The organism is Agathobaculum sp. NTUH-O15-33 (genome assembly GCF_033193315.1).
Classification (GTDB): domain Bacteria; phylum Bacillota; class Clostridia; order Oscillospirales; family Butyricicoccaceae; genus Agathobaculum; species Agathobaculum faecihominis_A.
Genome location: NZ_CP136187.1, coordinates 1,117,008 through 1,132,982 on the forward strand (window position 1 = coordinate 1,117,008; position 15,975 = coordinate 1,132,982).

A 15,975-nucleotide genomic window follows, 5' to 3' on the forward strand; every position below is an offset into this window, starting at 1 on the left:
GGGGGCGATGCAGTGAAGACGCTGGAAGAAATGGCCGAAGAGTACGAGCGCAATCTCGTGCCGCTGCGCCGCCGTAGAGATGCGTTGCGAGAGAAGGTCAAGCATGTTTGGTCACGGGACGAACGCAATTTGCTATGGCGACGCATTGGTATTTTGGACGGCATGATCACCAGCAGTGCCCAAGATATTGCGCAAATGCGTGGTGATGCCCACGGCATCTAAGCCACTAAGGCCGTGCCGTCATCCGGGGTGCGCTGTGCTGGTGCGCGGCGGCTATTGTGATCAGCATAGGCCGCCAGAGCGTCGCAGCGAGCAAAGCCGCGCTTGGCATAGCTGGTACAGCCTGCCGATATGGACGGACGACCTGCGGCCCACGCAGCTGCTACAAGAACCGTTCTGCCGCGAATGCGCTGCACATGGCCGCCGCCGCGTGCAAGCAACGGACGTTGACCACATCGTAGACCATCAGGGCGATTGGGCAAGGTTTACCGATCGTAGCAACTTGCAAAGTCTGTGTCATAGCTGCCATAGCCGCAAAACTATGGCGCAAATCATACGAAAACGCGCTAAAAAATCGTGCCGATAGCGGCGCTACTGGCCGAACGTTTGGACGCTGGTGCGCACCGACGCGGCGCGCGACTTTGGCGATAAATCCATGGATTTATCGGGATACCCCCCGATCAAAAAAGTTTGCGATCGAGGGGCGCAAGACCGCATGGCCTCCTCTGCACAGGATTTTTTCCCAATGGAAGGAGAAGCAAAAGTGAGTGAAAACAAAATGCCGGGAACGGCGGGGCCGGGCGAGCTGGCGACGGCGATAGAACCGGCGTGGTTTATGCCGGAAAAAATACTGCTGGTACCGATTGATGAGCTGGTGCCCTATGCTCGCAATGCCAGAACGCATAGTGATGCGCAGCTTGCACAGCTGCGTGCAAGCATTCGTGAATTTGGATTTGTAAACCCGGTGCTTATCGACAGTGACAGAAATATTATTGCTGGTCGGGGACGCATACTGGCAGCGAAAGACGAAGGTATGCGCAATGTACCTTGCGTGCTGATTGAGCACCTGACCGATACGCAGCGGCGCGCCTATATATTGGCCGACAATCGGTTGGCTGAGCTGGCTGGTTGGGATATGTCCCTTGTTGCAGCCGAATTAAGCGAGTTGCAGGACGCGGGTTTTGACTTGGACATTACCGGGTTTTGCCCGGATGATCTGCAAATGGAGCCAGTGGAGGTAACACAGGACGAGGTGCCGGATGCGGTTGAGCCACGCACTAAGCGCGGGCAAGTATGGCGGTTGGGCGTCCACCGTCTGATGTGTGGAGATTGCACGGATAAGACAGCAGTTGAGCGCCTAGTTGATGGGGGCACCCCGACCTGTATAGTAACAGACCCGCCGTATTGCTCGGGCGGATTTCAGGAATCCGGGAGGGGCGAGGGCAGTATAGGCACGCGCGACAACATTATGATTGCAAACGACACGCTATCTACACGGGGTTATGCGGCTTTAATAAAAAGCATGTTGCAAAACGTATGGGATGCTGGAATCGCTTACATCTTCACCGACTGGCGAATGTTCGGCACCCTGTTTGATTGCGCGGAATCGTCTGGGTACGGTGTGCGAAATATGATCGTATGGGATAAGGGCGCTCCGGGCTTGGGGTGCGGTTGGCGTGCACAGCATGAAATTTGTTTGATGGCATCACGCACTAAACATAAATTTAACCGGCATAAGGCGCAGGGGAATGTGATTACATGCCCTCGGTCGGGAAATGTAAACCACCCTACGGAAAAGCCGGTTGATCTTATTGCAAAAATAATTGATGTGACGGATTTTTGCAGCGAGATTTTCGACCCGTTTGGTGGGAGCGGAACAACCCTGATTGCATGCGAGCAACTGGGACGGCGCTGTTACATGATGGAACTTGAAGCGCACTGGTGCGATGTCATTATTGCCAGATGGGAGCGGCTTACTGGTAAAAAAGCAGAATTACTTGAGGAGGAATAACCATGCCAGCTAAAAAGCCGTTGCCTAGGGGGCCGGATGGGACGGTCAATATCAAGGACGCGCGAAAGCAAATGAAGGGGCACCGAACGAACAAAGAAATCGAAGAGCGAGCAAAGAACGAGGTGACGGCAGACGCGCCAAAGCGGATTGTGCCACCCAAGTACTTGCCGGATTCGATGCATGCGGAATTTCGCAAAATCGCAAAGCAGCTGATCGACTTACATATTTTTGCGAGCCTTGACTTTGATGTGCTGGCGCGTTATTTGATCGCACGAGCGGCGTGGACACGGACGCAAGCCAACGCCAACCACGCAATTATGGCGATGGATTTAAAAGACAGCCTAGCGTGGGCCAAGGCGGCGAATATCTATTTCGGGCAGTGTCACGCTTGCGCACAGGCGTTGGGGTTATCGATTTCCAGCCGGTGCAAGCTGGTGGTGCCGCAGGCTCCAAAGGAGGAAGAGGACGCGATGAGTAAGACCTTACGCGAGCGAATGGAAAGGCGGCAGAAAGCTTGAGCGCGCCGGTGATGATGTGCCCGCTTACGTGCCCGATGATCAACAAATACGGATTTTGTGAGAGCGCGATGCGGCGAGTTGAGAAAGTGCGGGAGTGTCCGCACGGGAAGATGCGTAAGCAGCTGTCCAAATTGAACACCGAAAGAAAGGTAAGCGACAATGACACAATGGTATAGAGCCGCATGGTTACAGATGGAAGAGTGTGAACCAAGACCGCTTGAGATTGCGGTGTTGAGCCGCAGTATGGAAAAAGCACGAAATTACATAAAGAATCTTGCTTTGCAAAACGGAGAAAAGATTGTTTCTTCTAGTCGAAGGCACCTTAAACTAGCAGACGGCACAGTAATCCACTTTTTTTCGCCTAAATCGCATTCTATTCATGGATTGCGTATCGATCAGCTGATCGTTGATATCAGCACAATTTCAAAAGAATGCAAATTGGCAGCGCATATGTACGATGTCTTAAAAGCTAACTTTGCATGCTCTTTGGTGCCAGACGATTATCTTGTTCAGTATGTAAATATGGGCGACTGAATTTGTTGCTGACTCGGCGCTGTGACGGGCGGGCTTTCCCTCCGCCCGGAAATTTCCTTCCTTTCGGCGGTGCGGGCGGCAAGAGCTGCCCGCGTCCGTCAGAGCGCCGAGGTTAAGAAAGGAGGTGCGGCAGCATGTTTGACGCCGAGCAGGCGTCGTTTGTATGTGACTTTATCGAGTGCTTGCAGTGCTCCAACGGCGAGCCGTTTGCATTGATCAACTGGCAACGCGAATCCGTAGAGGAATTTTACGGAGAGCTGATTGAGGACGAGGACGCTGATACGGCGGGCAGCTACATGCGCCGGTACCAATACCTGTACTTGGAGATCGCAAAGAAAAACGGCAAAAGCGAGTTGGCCGCCGCACTGGCGGTTTATCATCTGTACGCGGACGGCGAGATAAACGGCGAGGTGTACGTGGTCGCGGCTGACCGGGACAACGCGGGCATTGTCTTTGCGGCGGCAAAGCATATGGTCGAAACGTGCCCGACGCTTGCAAAGCGCAGCCGCATTGTGGACAGTACCAAAACGATTTATGACAACGTGAGCGGCAGCAAGCTTAAGGTGATGTCCAGCGAGGCGTACAGCAAGCACGGCTACAAGCCGAGCTGCGTGATCTTTGACGAGCTGCACGCGCAACGTAACCGTGACCTGTGGGATGTTATGACCTTCGGTGCAGGCGACGCACGGCAGCAGCCGGTGTGGATCGTGCTGACGACGGCGGGCGACGATCCCGACCGTAACAGCATCGGCTGGGAGATACACTGCAAGGCGCTTGCTATCCTGCGGTACCGCAATGGCCGCCGCACCGAGCGGGACTATGACGACCCGCGCTGGCTGCCGATCATGTACGGGCTGGGGCTAATTGAGGACGAAGACGAGCTGGCCAAGATCGATATCTATGATGAGGACTTGTGGCGACGGTGTAATCCGTCCATCGGAAAAACGATCAAGATGCGATCTATCCGCGCGGAAGCGCGGGAAGCCAAGCAGAGCGAAGCCGCCGAGCGGCTGTTTCGCTGGCTGCGGCTGAACCAGTGGATTGCAACAAAATCTGTTGGGTGGATACCCCTTACGATTTACGACAAGACGCAGTGGAACCCGGAGGGGTGCAAGCATTGGCGTGACGCAGTGGAGCTTTTGCGCGGTAAACGTTGCTTTGGCGGCGTAGACCTTTCCAAAAGTACAGACCTTACCGCGCTTGTGCTTTTGTTCCCGCCGCAAGACGGGCTGGAAAAATGGGTTGCGTTGTTCCAAGGGTGGGTGCCGCTGGATGACATGGAGGACCGGGAAAAGCGCGATCACGTGCCTTTTCGTGACTGGATACGCGCGGGCTTTTTGCATGGATGTGAAGGTGACATTATCGATTTTGAGGATGTCATCGGCACTATTGTACAAGCGGCCAAGGACTACGACCTGCGCATGGTAGGGTTTGACCCGCATCTGGGCGCTACCGTAATGCAGCGAGTGAGCAAGGAGTTTACCGACTGCCACTGTGGCGCACAGGTAGTTGAGATACCGCAAGGGATTCAAAGCATTTCGCCGCCGATGAAAGAACTTGAGAGGCTGATTCGATCGCACGAAATGTTGCACATCCATAACACGGCGGCCCGCTGGTGCTTTGGCAATGTGCGCTGTGTGACTGATGACCTTGAGAACATAAGGCCAACAAAAAAACGGTCGATTGGACGCATTGATATTACGGTTGCGTGGATAATCGCGTTTGCAACATCGTTTTTGGAGCAACACCCCAGCATCAATGAAAAGGTGCAGGCAGAGGAATGGAGTTTACTATGTTAAAAAAACTAAAACAAAGCCTTGCAGTGTATTTGGACGACCTGCTGCTAATTGCTGGCGGCGTGTGCTTTGTCGCGGCTGCCGCATGCTATGGCCGTGCGCAGGCCCTTGGTGTTGCCGGAGCGTGTCTGATCGCCTACGGGCGACTGGTTGCACGTGCCAGTCTGGGGAGGTGGCGTAAATGATTGCAAGCCGAGCTATGGCCGCCGGGCAATCTGTTACATACACCGAGATGGATTACGACGCAATGCTTAAACGCATCGAGCGCATTTTTTCATTGGACGCCGATGACCCGGAAAAATCCGTAGCTGGTGCGGAACGCTTGTCGCCAGTGGCCGGAGCGCACCGCATTTTCACATCGGCCATGAGCGTGATACCGATTGCGCTGAAACAGAAAAAAGATGGTCAACGGTTGGACGTCTGTGACCCGTATCTTGATCGCGTGTTACATGTACGAATGAACGACACAATGAGTCCGGCATTAGGGAAAAAGGTTATCGCGTCTCAATCATTTTGGCATGGTTTGGGGGCTGCGTATATCGAACGGGACGGTCTAGGGAATGTGATCGGGTTGATTCCATTGCCAAGCGACGGCTACCAGTACATGAAAGACTCGGACAGCGGGCAGGTATGGTATGCATTCAGTGTGGATGGCATGACGCGAAAGTTTCAACCGGGCGAGCTTATCCTAACCTTTTTTGAGACCTATGATGCTAAAAAAGGCCGCGGCGTTCTTGATCTGGCACGCGACACCATAGCGACTGACCGCGCCGCACAACGATATCTGCGCAAGTTTTATGCCAATGGTGGACGGCTTTCCGGCGTGCTTGAGGTGGACACGGACGCCGACAAGACTACTCGCGAGCGAATCCGCGATGAGTTTCAACATTATGCGTCTGGCATGGACAACGTGTTTAAGGTTGCGCTGCTTGACCGAGGCATGAAGTATACTTCCCTCGGCATTTCGCAGGCTGACGCGCAATTTATTGAAAGCCGCGGTTTTTCGGTGGAAGAGATCAGCCGCTTTACCGGCATCCCGGAGTTTATGCTGCAAAGCGGCAAACAGTCGTACAACTCGAACGAGCAGCAGCAGCTGGTGTTCGTTACGAACGCGATCGTGCCACATGTGACGCAATGGGAACAAGAATTTGCTTATAAGCTATATCACGAATCGCAGTTAAATGATGGCTGCTATATGCGCGCTAACGTATCGGCGTTGATGCGCGGCGATGACGCGACGCGCTCAAAGTTTTATCAGACGATGGTGTACAGCGGGATTTTGAATCCAGACGAATGCCGAGCATTGGAGGAACGTAACCCGCAGCCGAATGGCGTGGGCGGTCATTTCTTCATCACAAAAAATCTGGACACCATCGATCATGTTGTGAAGGGGGTGAATGAATGAGAACGCAAATGAATGGCTATGTGGTGGCAGACGAGGACGCGGAACTGTACCGATGGTGTGGCTATACCGTTATATCCCCACAGGACGTGCGGCAGGCAATCGCAGATAATCCAGCGGGCGAAACGCTGACGTTTGAAGTAAACTCGCCGGGCGGTAATATGTTCGCCGGATACGAAATCTATAGCGTGCTTAAGGGCGCTGCCGTGCCGACCGAAGCTGAGATACAATCGCTGTCCGGTTCGGCTATGTCGGTGGGTATGCTGGGTGTCGACGTCATCAAGGCATCGCCGGTGGCACAAACAATGATCCACTTGCCGGCACTATCCACATCGGGCGATGCGGTGGAGCATGGCCGCAGTTTGCAGGCGCTGAAAAGCTTCACCGAAAGCGTGCTAAATGTCTACGAACTGCGGTGCAAGGGCAAAAAGACGCGCGCTGAACTGGCTGCCATGATGGAAGCTGAAACATGGATGACTGCGCAGGACGCGCTGGCTACTGGCTTTGTGGACGAGGTGCTTTACGATGACGACGGCATTATTGCTGCGCAAGTAGTAATGTGTGTTGGCAACGGCATTCGGGCGCTGGTTTCAACAGGCGGTTTGCCGGACGCCGCCGAGCTGCGCGCACGCAAAGCAGCGACGGAGCACAGTGCCATTACGCAAAAGAATAACGACAAAGCAGCGCTGGCGTTGCAGCGTGCACGTCTTAACCTACTAAAAAACATATAGGCCAACGGAAGGGCACAGCCCGGAAAGGAGTATCCATCAATGGGTATGGATTACAGCAAGAAAATTACAGAGTTGAAAGCAACAAAGGGGACTCTTGTTGCTCAGGCGGAAGCGGCGCTTGATGCGGGTGATGCTGAAAAACTCACCGAATTAAATGTTAAAATTTCTGAAATCAACAACCAGATTACGCAGACGGCCGAGCTGCGTAAGGCATCGTCTGACGCTGCGGAGCCGGAGGGTGTTGATCCGGACGCCGCCCCGGAAAACAAGAAGAAGGTTTCCCCTTTTAATTCTCTGGGCGAGCAGCTACGCGCGGTCAAACTGGCGGCAAACGGCGTATCCGATAAACGCCTACACGCCGTAAACGAAGCGCAGGGTATTAGTACCGGCATTGGCACGGACGGAGCCTTTGCAATTCAGGAGGACTTTGCGGGCATCATCCTTGATACGGCGGCGACTACGGGTGATATTCTGTCTCGCGTTGACAGCTACACCTCGTCTTCCGCTTCCAATTCAGTGCGTTTTATGACCTGCGACGAAACTGACGTATCCGAAAGCGTATATGGCGGCGTGCAGGCGTATTGGGCAAGCGAAGCCGCGACAGTCGCAGCTTCTAAGCCGCATTTTTACGAAACCAAGATTGATCTTGATAAACTTATGGCGTTTATCTACATTACAGACGAGGCCATGGAGGATATGGCGTTTATTTCTGGGCTATTAAATAATGCAATGGCAACGGCAGCTAACCGACTGCTGGAAGGTTCAGTCATTGACGGCGACGGCGTAGGCAAGCCGTTGGGCATCTTAAACTCTCCGAACCTTGTTGCAGTGGATACGGAGAAAGACCAAAAGGAAAAACTGCTGTTTAAAAACATCGCTCGCATGCATGGTCGTATGCTGCCCCGCAGCAAGGCGAACGCCGTATGGGTCATGCACCCCGACATGGCCGAAGAACTGCCGTTTATGACGCTGCCGATCGGCACAGGCGGTGTGCCTGTGTACCTACCGCCCACGGGTGCAACCGGTTCTCCCTATGCAACGTTATACGGCAAGCCTATTATCGAAACCGACCATATGGCGGCGGTCGGTCAGGAGGGTGATATCGGCTTGTTCGACATGAAGCAGTATATGCTGCTTCGCAAGGGTACGGTCAAGCAGGATATGTCCATCCACGTTGAATTTTTGACTGCACAGAACTGTTTCCGCCTCCAACTGCGAGCGGGCGGCGCGCCAAAGGGGAAAAACCCGATCAGACTGAAACACTCCACCATTCTGCGCTCGCCGTTCGTTGTGCTGAATGCTCGCGGTTAAGAAAGGAGCTGTCAAAATGAATTGTGAAAGATTTGTTGTTTCCTCAGCCGTTGTCCCACAGCCGTTGACCGGGGGCAGCAATGTAACGACCACGTTTGTCGACATGAACAACCGCGTGCATTACAGTTTTTTGGTGCAGGTGGGCGCGTTGGCAGGAAGTAAGGGAGTAAAGGTTGCGCTGCTAGGTGCGAATGCCGATGATGGAACCGATGCTGCCGTAATTGGCGATACAACATATACCGCACCAGAAAGCGGGTCGAGCGGGCGCATGATTGCGGTTCGCGGCAGGGTTACCCCCAATTACCGATATCTAGCCGTTCGGGTGTCCAATTTGGACGCGGCATCCGCAACGACCGCTGCCGTTGCACTGGTATCGGACGGGCTACATGTGCCGGATGATAACGGTATTACCGTTTTGCAAGTATGAGCACAGCAGGAAAGACCGCCGAGGAATTGGCAGCTGAGCGGCTAAAAGCGTGCAAGCAGTACATGCGGGTGGATTTTGAAGATGATGACGAGATCATTTGCGGGCTGCTGGATGCGGCTGACGGGTATCTGGATGGCGCGGGCATAGACCGCGCCGTCAACCCGGCGCAGTATGATTTGATCGCCTACGCGATGACGCTGCAAATGTATGATAGCCGCGACGCGGACAGCCCCGAACAGGCGGCGACATCGCGGCTGGTGCGGCAGATGATTACGCAGTTAAAAATGCGCAGCGGATACGGAGGTGCGGACGATGGTGCGAGTGGGTGAAATGCGGGAGCGCGTGACGATCCTGACATTGACAGAAAAAGCGGACAGGAGCGGCTGGGAGTGGACGCCCACTAAAACGACGTGGGCCAAATCCGAAAAGACCGGGCGGCTTTCGCTGTTTTCGACCGTTGGCGCGGGGCAGGAAGGTTATACCTTCACCCTGCGCCGTCACCCGCTGACACCAGCGCAGGCGCTTCGCTGGCGGGGCCGTTTTGCGTTTGTGACCGATCTGTCTTACCCCGATCGCGGGCATATCGAGGTAGGATGCGCCATGATTGAGCCTATGGTCTGCACGGTAACGCGTACAGATATCAAGAAAAACGAGCTTAACCGGCCTACCCTGACGGAGGCTGTGAAGCTATCTTTCCCCGCGTGCATCGTGGAAAAGTACGCGGGATTTACCGCGGGCGATATCCACGACACCACGACGCAAACGCTTGTGGCGGTGTGCCCGAAAGCGGTCAAGCTTGCGCCGGGCGAGATCGTTGCCGTGGGCGGCATTTTGGACGACGACGGCGAACCATGCCGTTACCGGGTACAAGTGCCGCACGAGCTGAGCGAGTGGAAAAACGAATATGAACTGACGCGGGAGGCTGATGCCTAATGCAAGATGCATTGATCTGGCTTGACAGATTCGGAAAAGTCTGCGCGCAGGAGGTGCAGCGTAAGCCCGCCGATCAGCGCGCTATCCACGAAAAACTAGGCGCGCGAATGCTGACCGGCTTGCGCGGCAATGTGTCCGGGATGCTGAACGACGCACACGGGCATGTGGCCGGGTGGCAAACAAAATATGTTGGTTCGGGCGGCGGCTATGCGGCGGTGCGCGCGATCGATAGCTCCACCGGCCCCAACAGTCCCGGCGCGATCACCAACTACCTTGAAAACGGACACGCAATCCGGCGACCGCGCGGCAGAAGTCCGGGATACCGCCCGCGTGTTCGTGTGCTGTATGTGTCCGGCCACGGGTTTTACGATGCTTACCGCGGGCAACTTTCCAAGATGCTACAAGCCGAGGTTCGGAATTGGGGCCGCGAGGTAACGTCGCGAATATCGGGGGTATAACAAATGCTGACTGTAAGACAAATCACAGACGGGGTGAACGCGGCGCTGGTGCGGCTGTATCCAGACCGCACGGTGTATGTGGAGGCGCTGCCGGAGAAATTCGCGCGCCCCTCGTTTTTCATTCGCCCGGAGGGGCGGACAATTACGACGCTGAACCGCGATAACGTGCAGGTGCAACAGATGGTTACCGTGCAGTGCATTGATACAGTGGATGATCACTATGCAGCCAGCACCGACCGCCTGTATGAAGTGGCCGACCGGCTGACCGCTGCGCTTTTGCAGCGCGGCGCGATCGTATGCGGCGGGCGTAAGCTGACCGCCGAGCGGGTGGACGTTTCACGCGCGCTGGACGTGGCCGATGTGACCATATCCATGCTGTACGAGGACGCGCGCCCGGCAGACCCGGAAACGCTGCCGCTGATCGAGAGCGTGCAGACGACGACAAAGCCAAAGGAGGGCTAACAATATGGGACTACCGTCCATTGATATTACATTTAAAACGGCGGCGTATGCCGCAATCAATATGAGCGACAAGGGGTATTTGGGGCTGATCGTTCGCGACACCAAGGCAGCGGGCAAGCACCGTTTGACCCGCGCGGCGCAAATCCCCGAAACACTGAGCGCCGACAACAAGGCGTATATTCAGCGCGCCTTTACGGGATATGTAAACCCGCCCAAGGCGGTGTATGTGTTCGTGACCGGTGCGGACGATACCAACCTTGCCGAAGCGCTGGCGTATTTCGCGACGCAGGAGGTTGATTATCTATGCGGGCCGCCCGACATGACCGAGGCCGAAACGACGGCGCTGCTGCAATGGGTAAAAGATCGCCGGAGCGAGCACAGCCACGTAAAGTGTGTGCTGCCGAATAACACGGCCAACTATGACCCGGCTATCAACTTTGTTGCGACCGGCATGACGGACGGTGAGGTGACCTATACGACCGCCGAGTATTGCTCGCGCATTGCGGGTATTCTCGCGGGCACACCGTGGACGATGTCGGCGACCTATGCCCCGCTGCCGGAGCTGACCGACGTTGACCGGATGGATACCGAGACCGCCGACGCCGCGATCGACGCGGGCAAGCTGATTCTAATCCACGATGGGCGACAGGTGAAGATCGGCAGGGCGGTCAATTCATTGACCACGGTGCTGCCTGATCACGGTGAGACCTTTAAAAAAATCAAAATCCTTGAGGTGATCGACCGGGTTGACGCGGATTTCCGGGCGACGATCGAGGACACGTTTATCGGCAAGTACGCCAACAGTTACGATAATCGCATGCTGTTGATCACAGCCGGACGGGTGTACTTACAGCAGCTCGAGGCCGCGGGAATTTTGCAGCAGGGGGCGAGCGTGCTGGATATCGACGTGGACGCGGTGCGTTCGTACCTTGATACGCACGGCACGAACACTGACGACATGGACGATGACGCGCTGCGGCACGCGGATACCGGATCTAACGTATTCTTGACCGGTACGTTTAAGGTGCTGGACGCGATCGAGGACGTCACTATTAAGATCACGGTATAAGGAGGGCAAGCAACAATGAGCAACAGCATGGATTCTGCCGCGCGCGTCATGTCCGGCACGCACGGCGAGGCATGGATGGATGGCGAAAAGTGCGGCGAGACGCTAGGTTTTCAAGCCAAGATAACCAAAAACAAGGAAAGCGTTGCTATGTGCGGGCAGATCATGGTGGATAAAAAGGTGATGAGCTGTGAGGGCACAGGGTCTATCCGCTTCCACAAGGTCAATTCGCGTATGGCGGTTGCGTTGTCGGACAGTATTCAGGCGGGACGCGATAAGCGCGTTAAGCTGATCAGCAATCTTAACGACCCCGACGCTTACGGCTCGGAGCGCATCGTCGTTTATGATGCGTCGTTCGACGATCTGACGCTGGCCGACTGGGAAGCGGGGCAGAAAGGGCAAATCGAATGCCCCTTTACGTTTACCAAGTGGGACTACCTTGATACGGTCAGTCCGAAATAATGATAGGAGGAAATAAAAATGGCACAGGAAACAGCAGAGGTAAGCACGGTGGAGCGGTTGTTGGGCGTATGCAAAAGACCGCCCGCGGAGCAGCTGCTGACATTTAACAGCTGGCGCGACGATAAGGGCAAACCGGTGGCATTCCACGTCCGGGCGCTGACCTATAACGAAGTCGAGGAAATTAATGAAATGAACCGCGGTAACAGCGGCAAGATCGCGGCGGCGATTATTTGCAAGGGCGTGATCGCGCCCGACCTGCGCGACGAGCGCTTGCAGCAGGCGCTCGGCGTGGCAACGCCCTACGAGGTTGTGACGAAAATGCTGCGCGCCGGTGAAATCGTCGATTTGCAGATTGCGATCGAGAAGCTTTCCGGATACCGGCATTCCACCATTTCGGTCGTGGCGGACATCGAAAAAAACTGAGAACGGACGACGAGACGTATTTGATGTATCTGCTGTTTAAGCAGCATCACGTCTTGCCGTCCGAATACCTGAAAATACCGCCCGGCGAGCGCATGGTGTTAAAAACCTTTCTACTGGCCGAGTGTGCGCCAAAGCAGCTTGAGGGCATCCGCTGGCAGGCCGAAAGCGAGCGGATGACAAGGGAGGAAATGAAGCATGCCTGACGTATCAATCGCGCTATCCGCAAAGGACAATTTTTCGGACACGCTGAAAAAGTTGGCCAACAACGCCAACACGAGCGTGAAGGACGTCGACGCGCTGCAAAAGTCTCTGGATAGGCTTAACGGCACAAAAGTAAACCTGCGCACCAACATGGATAAGGTCAAGGCCGAATTATCGACGGCAAAAAAGGCGTTTTTAGAGCTAGGTGACGCCGAGAGCGAAGCGGCCTATAAAGCGAAGCAATCCGAGTATGACACGCTGTCCAGCCAGCTAAAGGCAGTATCCAATTCGGCCAAGCAGGCAGAGCGCGACATGCAGTCGCTTGCCGGTACCAACAGCAAATTGACCAACCGGGCAGGCATGGGCGAAAGCAGCGATGCGGGCGGTATGGGCGGATCGATGCTGGGAACGGTCGGCGGCGCGCTGGCTACCGCGGGCTTTGGTAAAATGCTGGCGGGCAGTTTGCAAGGCGCGGCCAACACGTTTATTGGCTCGTACTTTGGCGATATGGCCGGTTCGGCGGTCTCGTCTGTTTTGGGCGAGGGGCTATCCGGGGCGGCCATGGGCGCGGCTGCCGGGTCGATTATTCCCGGCGTGGGCACGGCGATCGGCGCGGCTGTTGGCGGCGTGATTGGCGCTGTGTCCGGCGGTATCACAGCTGCAAGCGAGAATTTCCAGAAGAAAGACGATGCTTACAAGGGGTACGTGCAAGGACAGGTCGAAGCCGTGCAGCAAAAGCAGGCCGAAGACTTGACCGGGGGTAGCGGGATCGCCGCCCAGCGCGAGACCGATCTAACATCCTTTTCAACCTTGTTCAGCAGTAAAGATATTGCACAGAACTATTTAAACGATTTGAAAGACATGGCAAACAGCACGCCGTTTTTATACGGGGACTTGACCGCCATGAGCAAGACCTTAAAGACCTTTGGTTATGGCGTCGACGAAATGATTCCGACCTTGACCAAGGTTGGCGATACGGGCGCGGCGCTCGGCATGACGACATCGGACATGGTCGAAATATCCAAAGGTGTCGGGCGCATGAAAAACATGTCGACCGTCACGCGCGAGCCGCTGGACATTCTGCGCGATCGCGGCGTGGATGCTTACGGGTTCCTTGCCAACGCAAAGGGCGTAAGCAAGGGCGAGCTGGATAAACTGATATCCACCGGCAAGATATCGGGCGAGGAGGCTGCGTCCATCATACTTGACGCGATGGGGGAATCTTTCGGCGGGGCCATGGAGCAGCAGAGCAAAACCTTTGCGGGCCTGACCTCCACGTTGGAGGGCTGGAACCAAGAGACCCAGAACGCAATGGGCGAGGGCTACAACGAAGGCCGAAAAGAGGGCTTGACCAATCAGATCGACTTTTTGCAAGGCGACGCGGGCACCAAGATGCAAGAGGTTTACGCCGAGATGGGTACGCTGCAAGCTGATCTGGAAAACATGCAAGAGGGCATGTACCGTGATATCGTGGACGGCATGTTTAGCGGCGATATCGCAGCCGGCATGGACGAAAAAATTACCGAGCAGGTGCAGACCATGCACGACCGTTACCAGCAAGCGATGGCGACCCTTGACAGCAGCACGGCGAGCGATGCAGACAAAGTTGCCGCCCGTGCGGAGCTGGGCGCGCTTATGGGAGAAGCCCAAGCATTGGCTGAAAGCGAATATTATAACTCCGAGGCTGTGACGACACTGACCGAAGCGAACATCACGATGGCAGACGGCATTGCCTCTGGCGCCGGAAGTGCCTATGAAAACGCGGGCTTTACACTGGGACAAAAACTGACAACCGGTCTAGGTCGGCAAATTTCAAGCTATTCACCGCCGACGATCCGCGTGCCGGTGACAACTTACTTGACCGGTGGCTCGGTACCCGGGCTGACAACGGGCAATAGCATAGGAAAAGATACTACAACCTACCGTGCATCCTCCTATCTGACCGGCGGCCCCACGGCTTTTGGCGAGGATCGCGTGCCGCACGATAACATGCTGTATCTGCTGCACGAGGGCGAGCGGGTACGGACGGCGCAGCAGGCCCGTCAGGATGATATGGCGGGCGGCGGGGTCACGATCAACATTACCGGGGGCAACTACTCGGTGCGGCAGGACAGCGACATCGATGCGATTGCAGATAGGGTGGCGCGCAGGGTTGCGCAGGAGTTTCAAATGCTTAAGCCCCGGTAACAAAAAAAGCCGCCCCCGGAGGGACGGCGAAAATTGACATAAGACGGCGCTTTATGCTATGATATGGGCAAGGCGCTGCTATATAACGGCGGTCAGTCATTTCCCCCGGCGCATTAAAACGCGAGGGAGGTGATGCGGATGTGGAAAAAAGCCTTACGGCTATCGATATGCACGGCATTTGTGCTGTACATACTATCCACAAAAGCGTGTTGACCGCCCGGCCAGCACCCGAGCGGTCAACGATTTGTTGGCATAGCTAGGGACTGACCGCCATGATAGCAGCGCCCCTTTATGCCCTTATTATAACGTGCTGCCCCGTCTTTGTCAAGCGACAAGGACGGGGCTTTTTTATTGCATGGGAGGCGGTGACATATGGCAAAACGGCGCATTATTTTTGTGAATTTAACCACGGGGCAGGAAATCGTCATGCCGGTGACGCCGCAAAAGTACGAGATCACGTTAAGCGCGGATATGCAGACGGTGAGCCTGTTGGGGTTTGGCGACGTGAACCTCGCAGGGGAGCGCAAGCTATTTGCAACAACGCTGGGGCCGTTTCTACTGCCCACGCAGGCGTACCAGTTTAACGACCCGACTGCGGTGCTGAATCCGTACTATTATATATCGTTTTTTGAACTGGCGAAGGACAACAAGCAAGCGCTGCGCCTGATCGTATCGGACACGCCGACGCAGTACGAAGTGCTGATCGAGGACGCGCTGTTTGCCGAGCAGGACGGAACCAACGACCTGTATTTGACGCTGAAAGTGCGCCAATACAGGCAGCCCCAGCCCATGACGGTATGCGGCGGGCAAAAAGAAGCGGCCAAGGCCGTGATCGCTGCGCCTGCGCGGGCGACCGCCACGCCGCAGCAAACCGATGTGCGCAGCCACACGGTGGGGCCGGGGGACACGCTGTCCGGCATTTGCCGTACGTACTACGGAAACGCCAATCTATACCCCAAACTGGCGACGTACAACGGGATCAAAAACCCCGATCTGATCTACGACGGCAGCACGATTAAAATACCGCCCGCGGGCGCGCTGTGAGGTGGCGGG

At 55.6% G+C, this 15,975-nt stretch carries 20 protein-coding genes; all 20 read left to right on the forward strand.

Annotated elements, in window-relative coordinates; translation table 11 throughout:
• Positions 1-12 precede the first annotated feature (12 nt).
• A complete protein-coding gene (locus tag RWV98_RS05760; protein WP_317864411.1) occupies positions 13-222 on the forward strand; it encodes a hypothetical protein in 210 nt (69 codons plus the stop codon).
• Entirely contained in the window at positions 206-586 is a 381-nt protein-coding gene (locus RWV98_RS05765) for an HNH endonuclease (RefSeq protein ID WP_317864412.1), read from the forward strand. Before RWV98_RS05760 ends, RWV98_RS05765 begins: the two co-directional genes overlap by 17 nt.
• 129 nt (positions 587-715) lie before the next feature.
• Positions 716-2,011, forward strand: a complete 1,296-nt coding sequence (locus tag RWV98_RS05770) for a site-specific DNA-methyltransferase (protein ID WP_317864413.1) — start codon at positions 716-718, stop codon at positions 2,009-2,011.
• 2 nt (positions 2,012-2,013) lie between these two features.
• Positions 2,014-2,529, forward strand: coding sequence for a phage terminase small subunit P27 family (locus RWV98_RS05775; protein ID WP_317864414.1), 516 nt, complete (start codon positions 2,014-2,016; stop codon positions 2,527-2,529).
• Between the two features lie 159 nt (positions 2,530-2,688).
• A complete protein-coding gene (locus RWV98_RS05780) occupies positions 2,689-3,063 on the forward strand; it encodes a hypothetical protein (protein WP_317864416.1) in 375 nt (124 codons plus the stop codon).
• 134 nt (positions 3,064-3,197) lie between these two features.
• The gene (locus tag RWV98_RS05785; protein WP_317864418.1) at positions 3,198-4,862 is read left to right on the forward strand and encodes a terminase large subunit; all 1,665 of its coding nucleotides are present in this window, start codon (positions 3,198-3,200) and stop codon (positions 4,860-4,862) included.
• A gap of 178 nt (positions 4,863-5,040) precedes the next feature.
• Positions 5,041-6,264, forward strand: coding sequence for a phage portal protein (locus RWV98_RS05790; RefSeq protein ID WP_317864420.1), 1,224 nt, complete (start codon positions 5,041-5,043; stop codon positions 6,262-6,264).
• Entirely contained in the window at positions 6,261-6,992 is a 732-nt protein-coding gene (locus RWV98_RS05795; protein ID WP_317864422.1) for a Clp protease ClpP, read from the forward strand. The genes RWV98_RS05790 and RWV98_RS05795 overlap by 4 nt, the downstream gene beginning before the upstream one ends.
• A 39-nt stretch (positions 6,993-7,031) precedes the next feature.
• Positions 7,032-8,303, forward strand: coding sequence for a phage major capsid protein (locus RWV98_RS05800; RefSeq protein ID WP_317864424.1), 1,272 nt, complete (start codon positions 7,032-7,034; stop codon positions 8,301-8,303).
• A gap of 16 nt (positions 8,304-8,319) precedes the next feature.
• On the forward strand, positions 8,320-8,730 hold the full coding sequence (locus RWV98_RS05805; protein ID WP_317864426.1) for a hypothetical protein: 411 nt from the start codon (positions 8,320-8,322) through the stop codon (positions 8,728-8,730).
• Positions 8,727-9,059, forward strand: coding sequence for a head-tail connector protein (locus RWV98_RS05810; RefSeq protein WP_317864428.1), 333 nt, complete (start codon positions 8,727-8,729; stop codon positions 9,057-9,059). Before RWV98_RS05805 ends, RWV98_RS05810 begins: the two co-directional genes overlap by 4 nt.
• On the forward strand, positions 9,043-9,663 hold the full coding sequence (locus RWV98_RS05815; protein ID WP_317864430.1) for a hypothetical protein: 621 nt from the start codon (positions 9,043-9,045) through the stop codon (positions 9,661-9,663). Before RWV98_RS05810 ends, RWV98_RS05815 begins: the two co-directional genes overlap by 17 nt.
• A complete protein-coding gene (locus RWV98_RS05820; protein WP_317864432.1) occupies positions 9,663-10,121 on the forward strand; it encodes a hypothetical protein in 459 nt (152 codons plus the stop codon). The genes RWV98_RS05815 and RWV98_RS05820 overlap by 1 nt, the downstream gene beginning before the upstream one ends.
• Positions 10,122-10,124: 3 nt before the next feature.
• On the forward strand, positions 10,125-10,583 hold the full coding sequence (locus RWV98_RS05825) for a phage tail terminator family protein (protein WP_317864434.1): 459 nt from the start codon (positions 10,125-10,127) through the stop codon (positions 10,581-10,583).
• Positions 10,584-10,587: 4 nt separating this feature from the next.
• Positions 10,588-11,652, forward strand: coding sequence for a phage tail sheath subtilisin-like domain-containing protein (locus RWV98_RS05830; protein WP_317864436.1), 1,065 nt, complete (start codon positions 10,588-10,590; stop codon positions 11,650-11,652).
• 15 nt (positions 11,653-11,667) lie between these two features.
• Entirely contained in the window at positions 11,668-12,111 is a 444-nt protein-coding gene (locus RWV98_RS05835) for a phage tail tube protein (protein WP_317864438.1), read from the forward strand.
• Between the two features lie 18 nt (positions 12,112-12,129).
• Positions 12,130-12,534 (forward strand): phage tail assembly chaperone, encoded by a 405-nt coding sequence (locus RWV98_RS05840; RefSeq protein ID WP_317864440.1) that lies wholly within the window; start codon positions 12,130-12,132, stop codon positions 12,532-12,534.
• A gap of 23 nt (positions 12,535-12,557) precedes the next feature.
• Positions 12,558-12,737, forward strand: a complete 180-nt coding sequence (locus RWV98_RS05845; protein ID WP_317864442.1) for a hypothetical protein — start codon at positions 12,558-12,560, stop codon at positions 12,735-12,737.
• Positions 12,730-14,922, forward strand: coding sequence for a tape measure protein (locus RWV98_RS05850; RefSeq protein WP_317864444.1), 2,193 nt, complete (start codon positions 12,730-12,732; stop codon positions 14,920-14,922). The genes RWV98_RS05845 and RWV98_RS05850 overlap by 8 nt, the downstream gene beginning before the upstream one ends.
• A gap of 372 nt (positions 14,923-15,294) precedes the next feature.
• On the forward strand, positions 15,295-15,966 hold the full coding sequence (locus RWV98_RS05855; RefSeq protein WP_317864446.1) for a LysM peptidoglycan-binding domain-containing protein: 672 nt from the start codon (positions 15,295-15,297) through the stop codon (positions 15,964-15,966).
• Positions 15,967-15,975 lie beyond the last annotated feature (9 nt).

Excerpts from the sequence above, each read along its gene's own strand:
- RWV98_RS05765 (WP_317864412.1), top strand. The coding sequence starts at position 206 with ATGCCCACGGCATCTAAGCCACTAAGGCCGTGCCGTCATCCGGGGTGC.
- RWV98_RS05770 (WP_317864413.1), top strand. The coding sequence starts at position 716 with ATGGCCTCCTCTGCACAGGATTTTTTCCCAATGGAAGGAGAAGCAAAA.
- RWV98_RS05775 (WP_317864414.1), top strand. The coding sequence starts at position 2,014 with ATGCCAGCTAAAAAGCCGTTGCCTAGGGGGCCGGATGGGACGGTCAAT.
- RWV98_RS05780 (WP_317864416.1), top strand. The coding sequence starts at position 2,689 with ATGACACAATGGTATAGAGCCGCATGGTTACAGATGGAAGAGTGTGAA.
- RWV98_RS05785 (WP_317864418.1), top strand. The coding sequence starts at position 3,198 with ATGTTTGACGCCGAGCAGGCGTCGTTTGTATGTGACTTTATCGAGTGC.
- RWV98_RS05790 (WP_317864420.1), top strand. The coding sequence starts at position 5,041 with ATGATTGCAAGCCGAGCTATGGCCGCCGGGCAATCTGTTACATACACC.
- RWV98_RS05795 (WP_317864422.1), top strand. The coding sequence starts at position 6,261 with ATGAGAACGCAAATGAATGGCTATGTGGTGGCAGACGAGGACGCGGAA.
- RWV98_RS05800 (WP_317864424.1), top strand. The coding sequence starts at position 7,032 with ATGGGTATGGATTACAGCAAGAAAATTACAGAGTTGAAAGCAACAAAG.
- RWV98_RS05805 (WP_317864426.1), top strand. The coding sequence starts at position 8,320 with ATGAATTGTGAAAGATTTGTTGTTTCCTCAGCCGTTGTCCCACAGCCG.
- RWV98_RS05810 (WP_317864428.1), top strand. The coding sequence starts at position 8,727 with ATGAGCACAGCAGGAAAGACCGCCGAGGAATTGGCAGCTGAGCGGCTA.
- RWV98_RS05815 (WP_317864430.1), top strand. The coding sequence starts at position 9,043 with ATGGTGCGAGTGGGTGAAATGCGGGAGCGCGTGACGATCCTGACATTG.
- RWV98_RS05820 (WP_317864432.1), top strand. The coding sequence starts at position 9,663 with ATGCAAGATGCATTGATCTGGCTTGACAGATTCGGAAAAGTCTGCGCG.
- RWV98_RS05825 (WP_317864434.1), top strand. The coding sequence starts at position 10,125 with ATGCTGACTGTAAGACAAATCACAGACGGGGTGAACGCGGCGCTGGTG.
- RWV98_RS05830 (WP_317864436.1), top strand. The coding sequence starts at position 10,588 with ATGGGACTACCGTCCATTGATATTACATTTAAAACGGCGGCGTATGCC.
- RWV98_RS05835 (WP_317864438.1), top strand. The coding sequence starts at position 11,668 with ATGAGCAACAGCATGGATTCTGCCGCGCGCGTCATGTCCGGCACGCAC.
- RWV98_RS05840 (WP_317864440.1), top strand. The coding sequence starts at position 12,130 with ATGGCACAGGAAACAGCAGAGGTAAGCACGGTGGAGCGGTTGTTGGGC.
- RWV98_RS05845 (WP_317864442.1), top strand. The coding sequence starts at position 12,558 with ATGTATCTGCTGTTTAAGCAGCATCACGTCTTGCCGTCCGAATACCTG.
- RWV98_RS05850 (WP_317864444.1), top strand. The coding sequence starts at position 12,730 with ATGCCTGACGTATCAATCGCGCTATCCGCAAAGGACAATTTTTCGGAC.
- RWV98_RS05855 (WP_317864446.1), top strand. The coding sequence starts at position 15,295 with ATGGCAAAACGGCGCATTATTTTTGTGAATTTAACCACGGGGCAGGAA.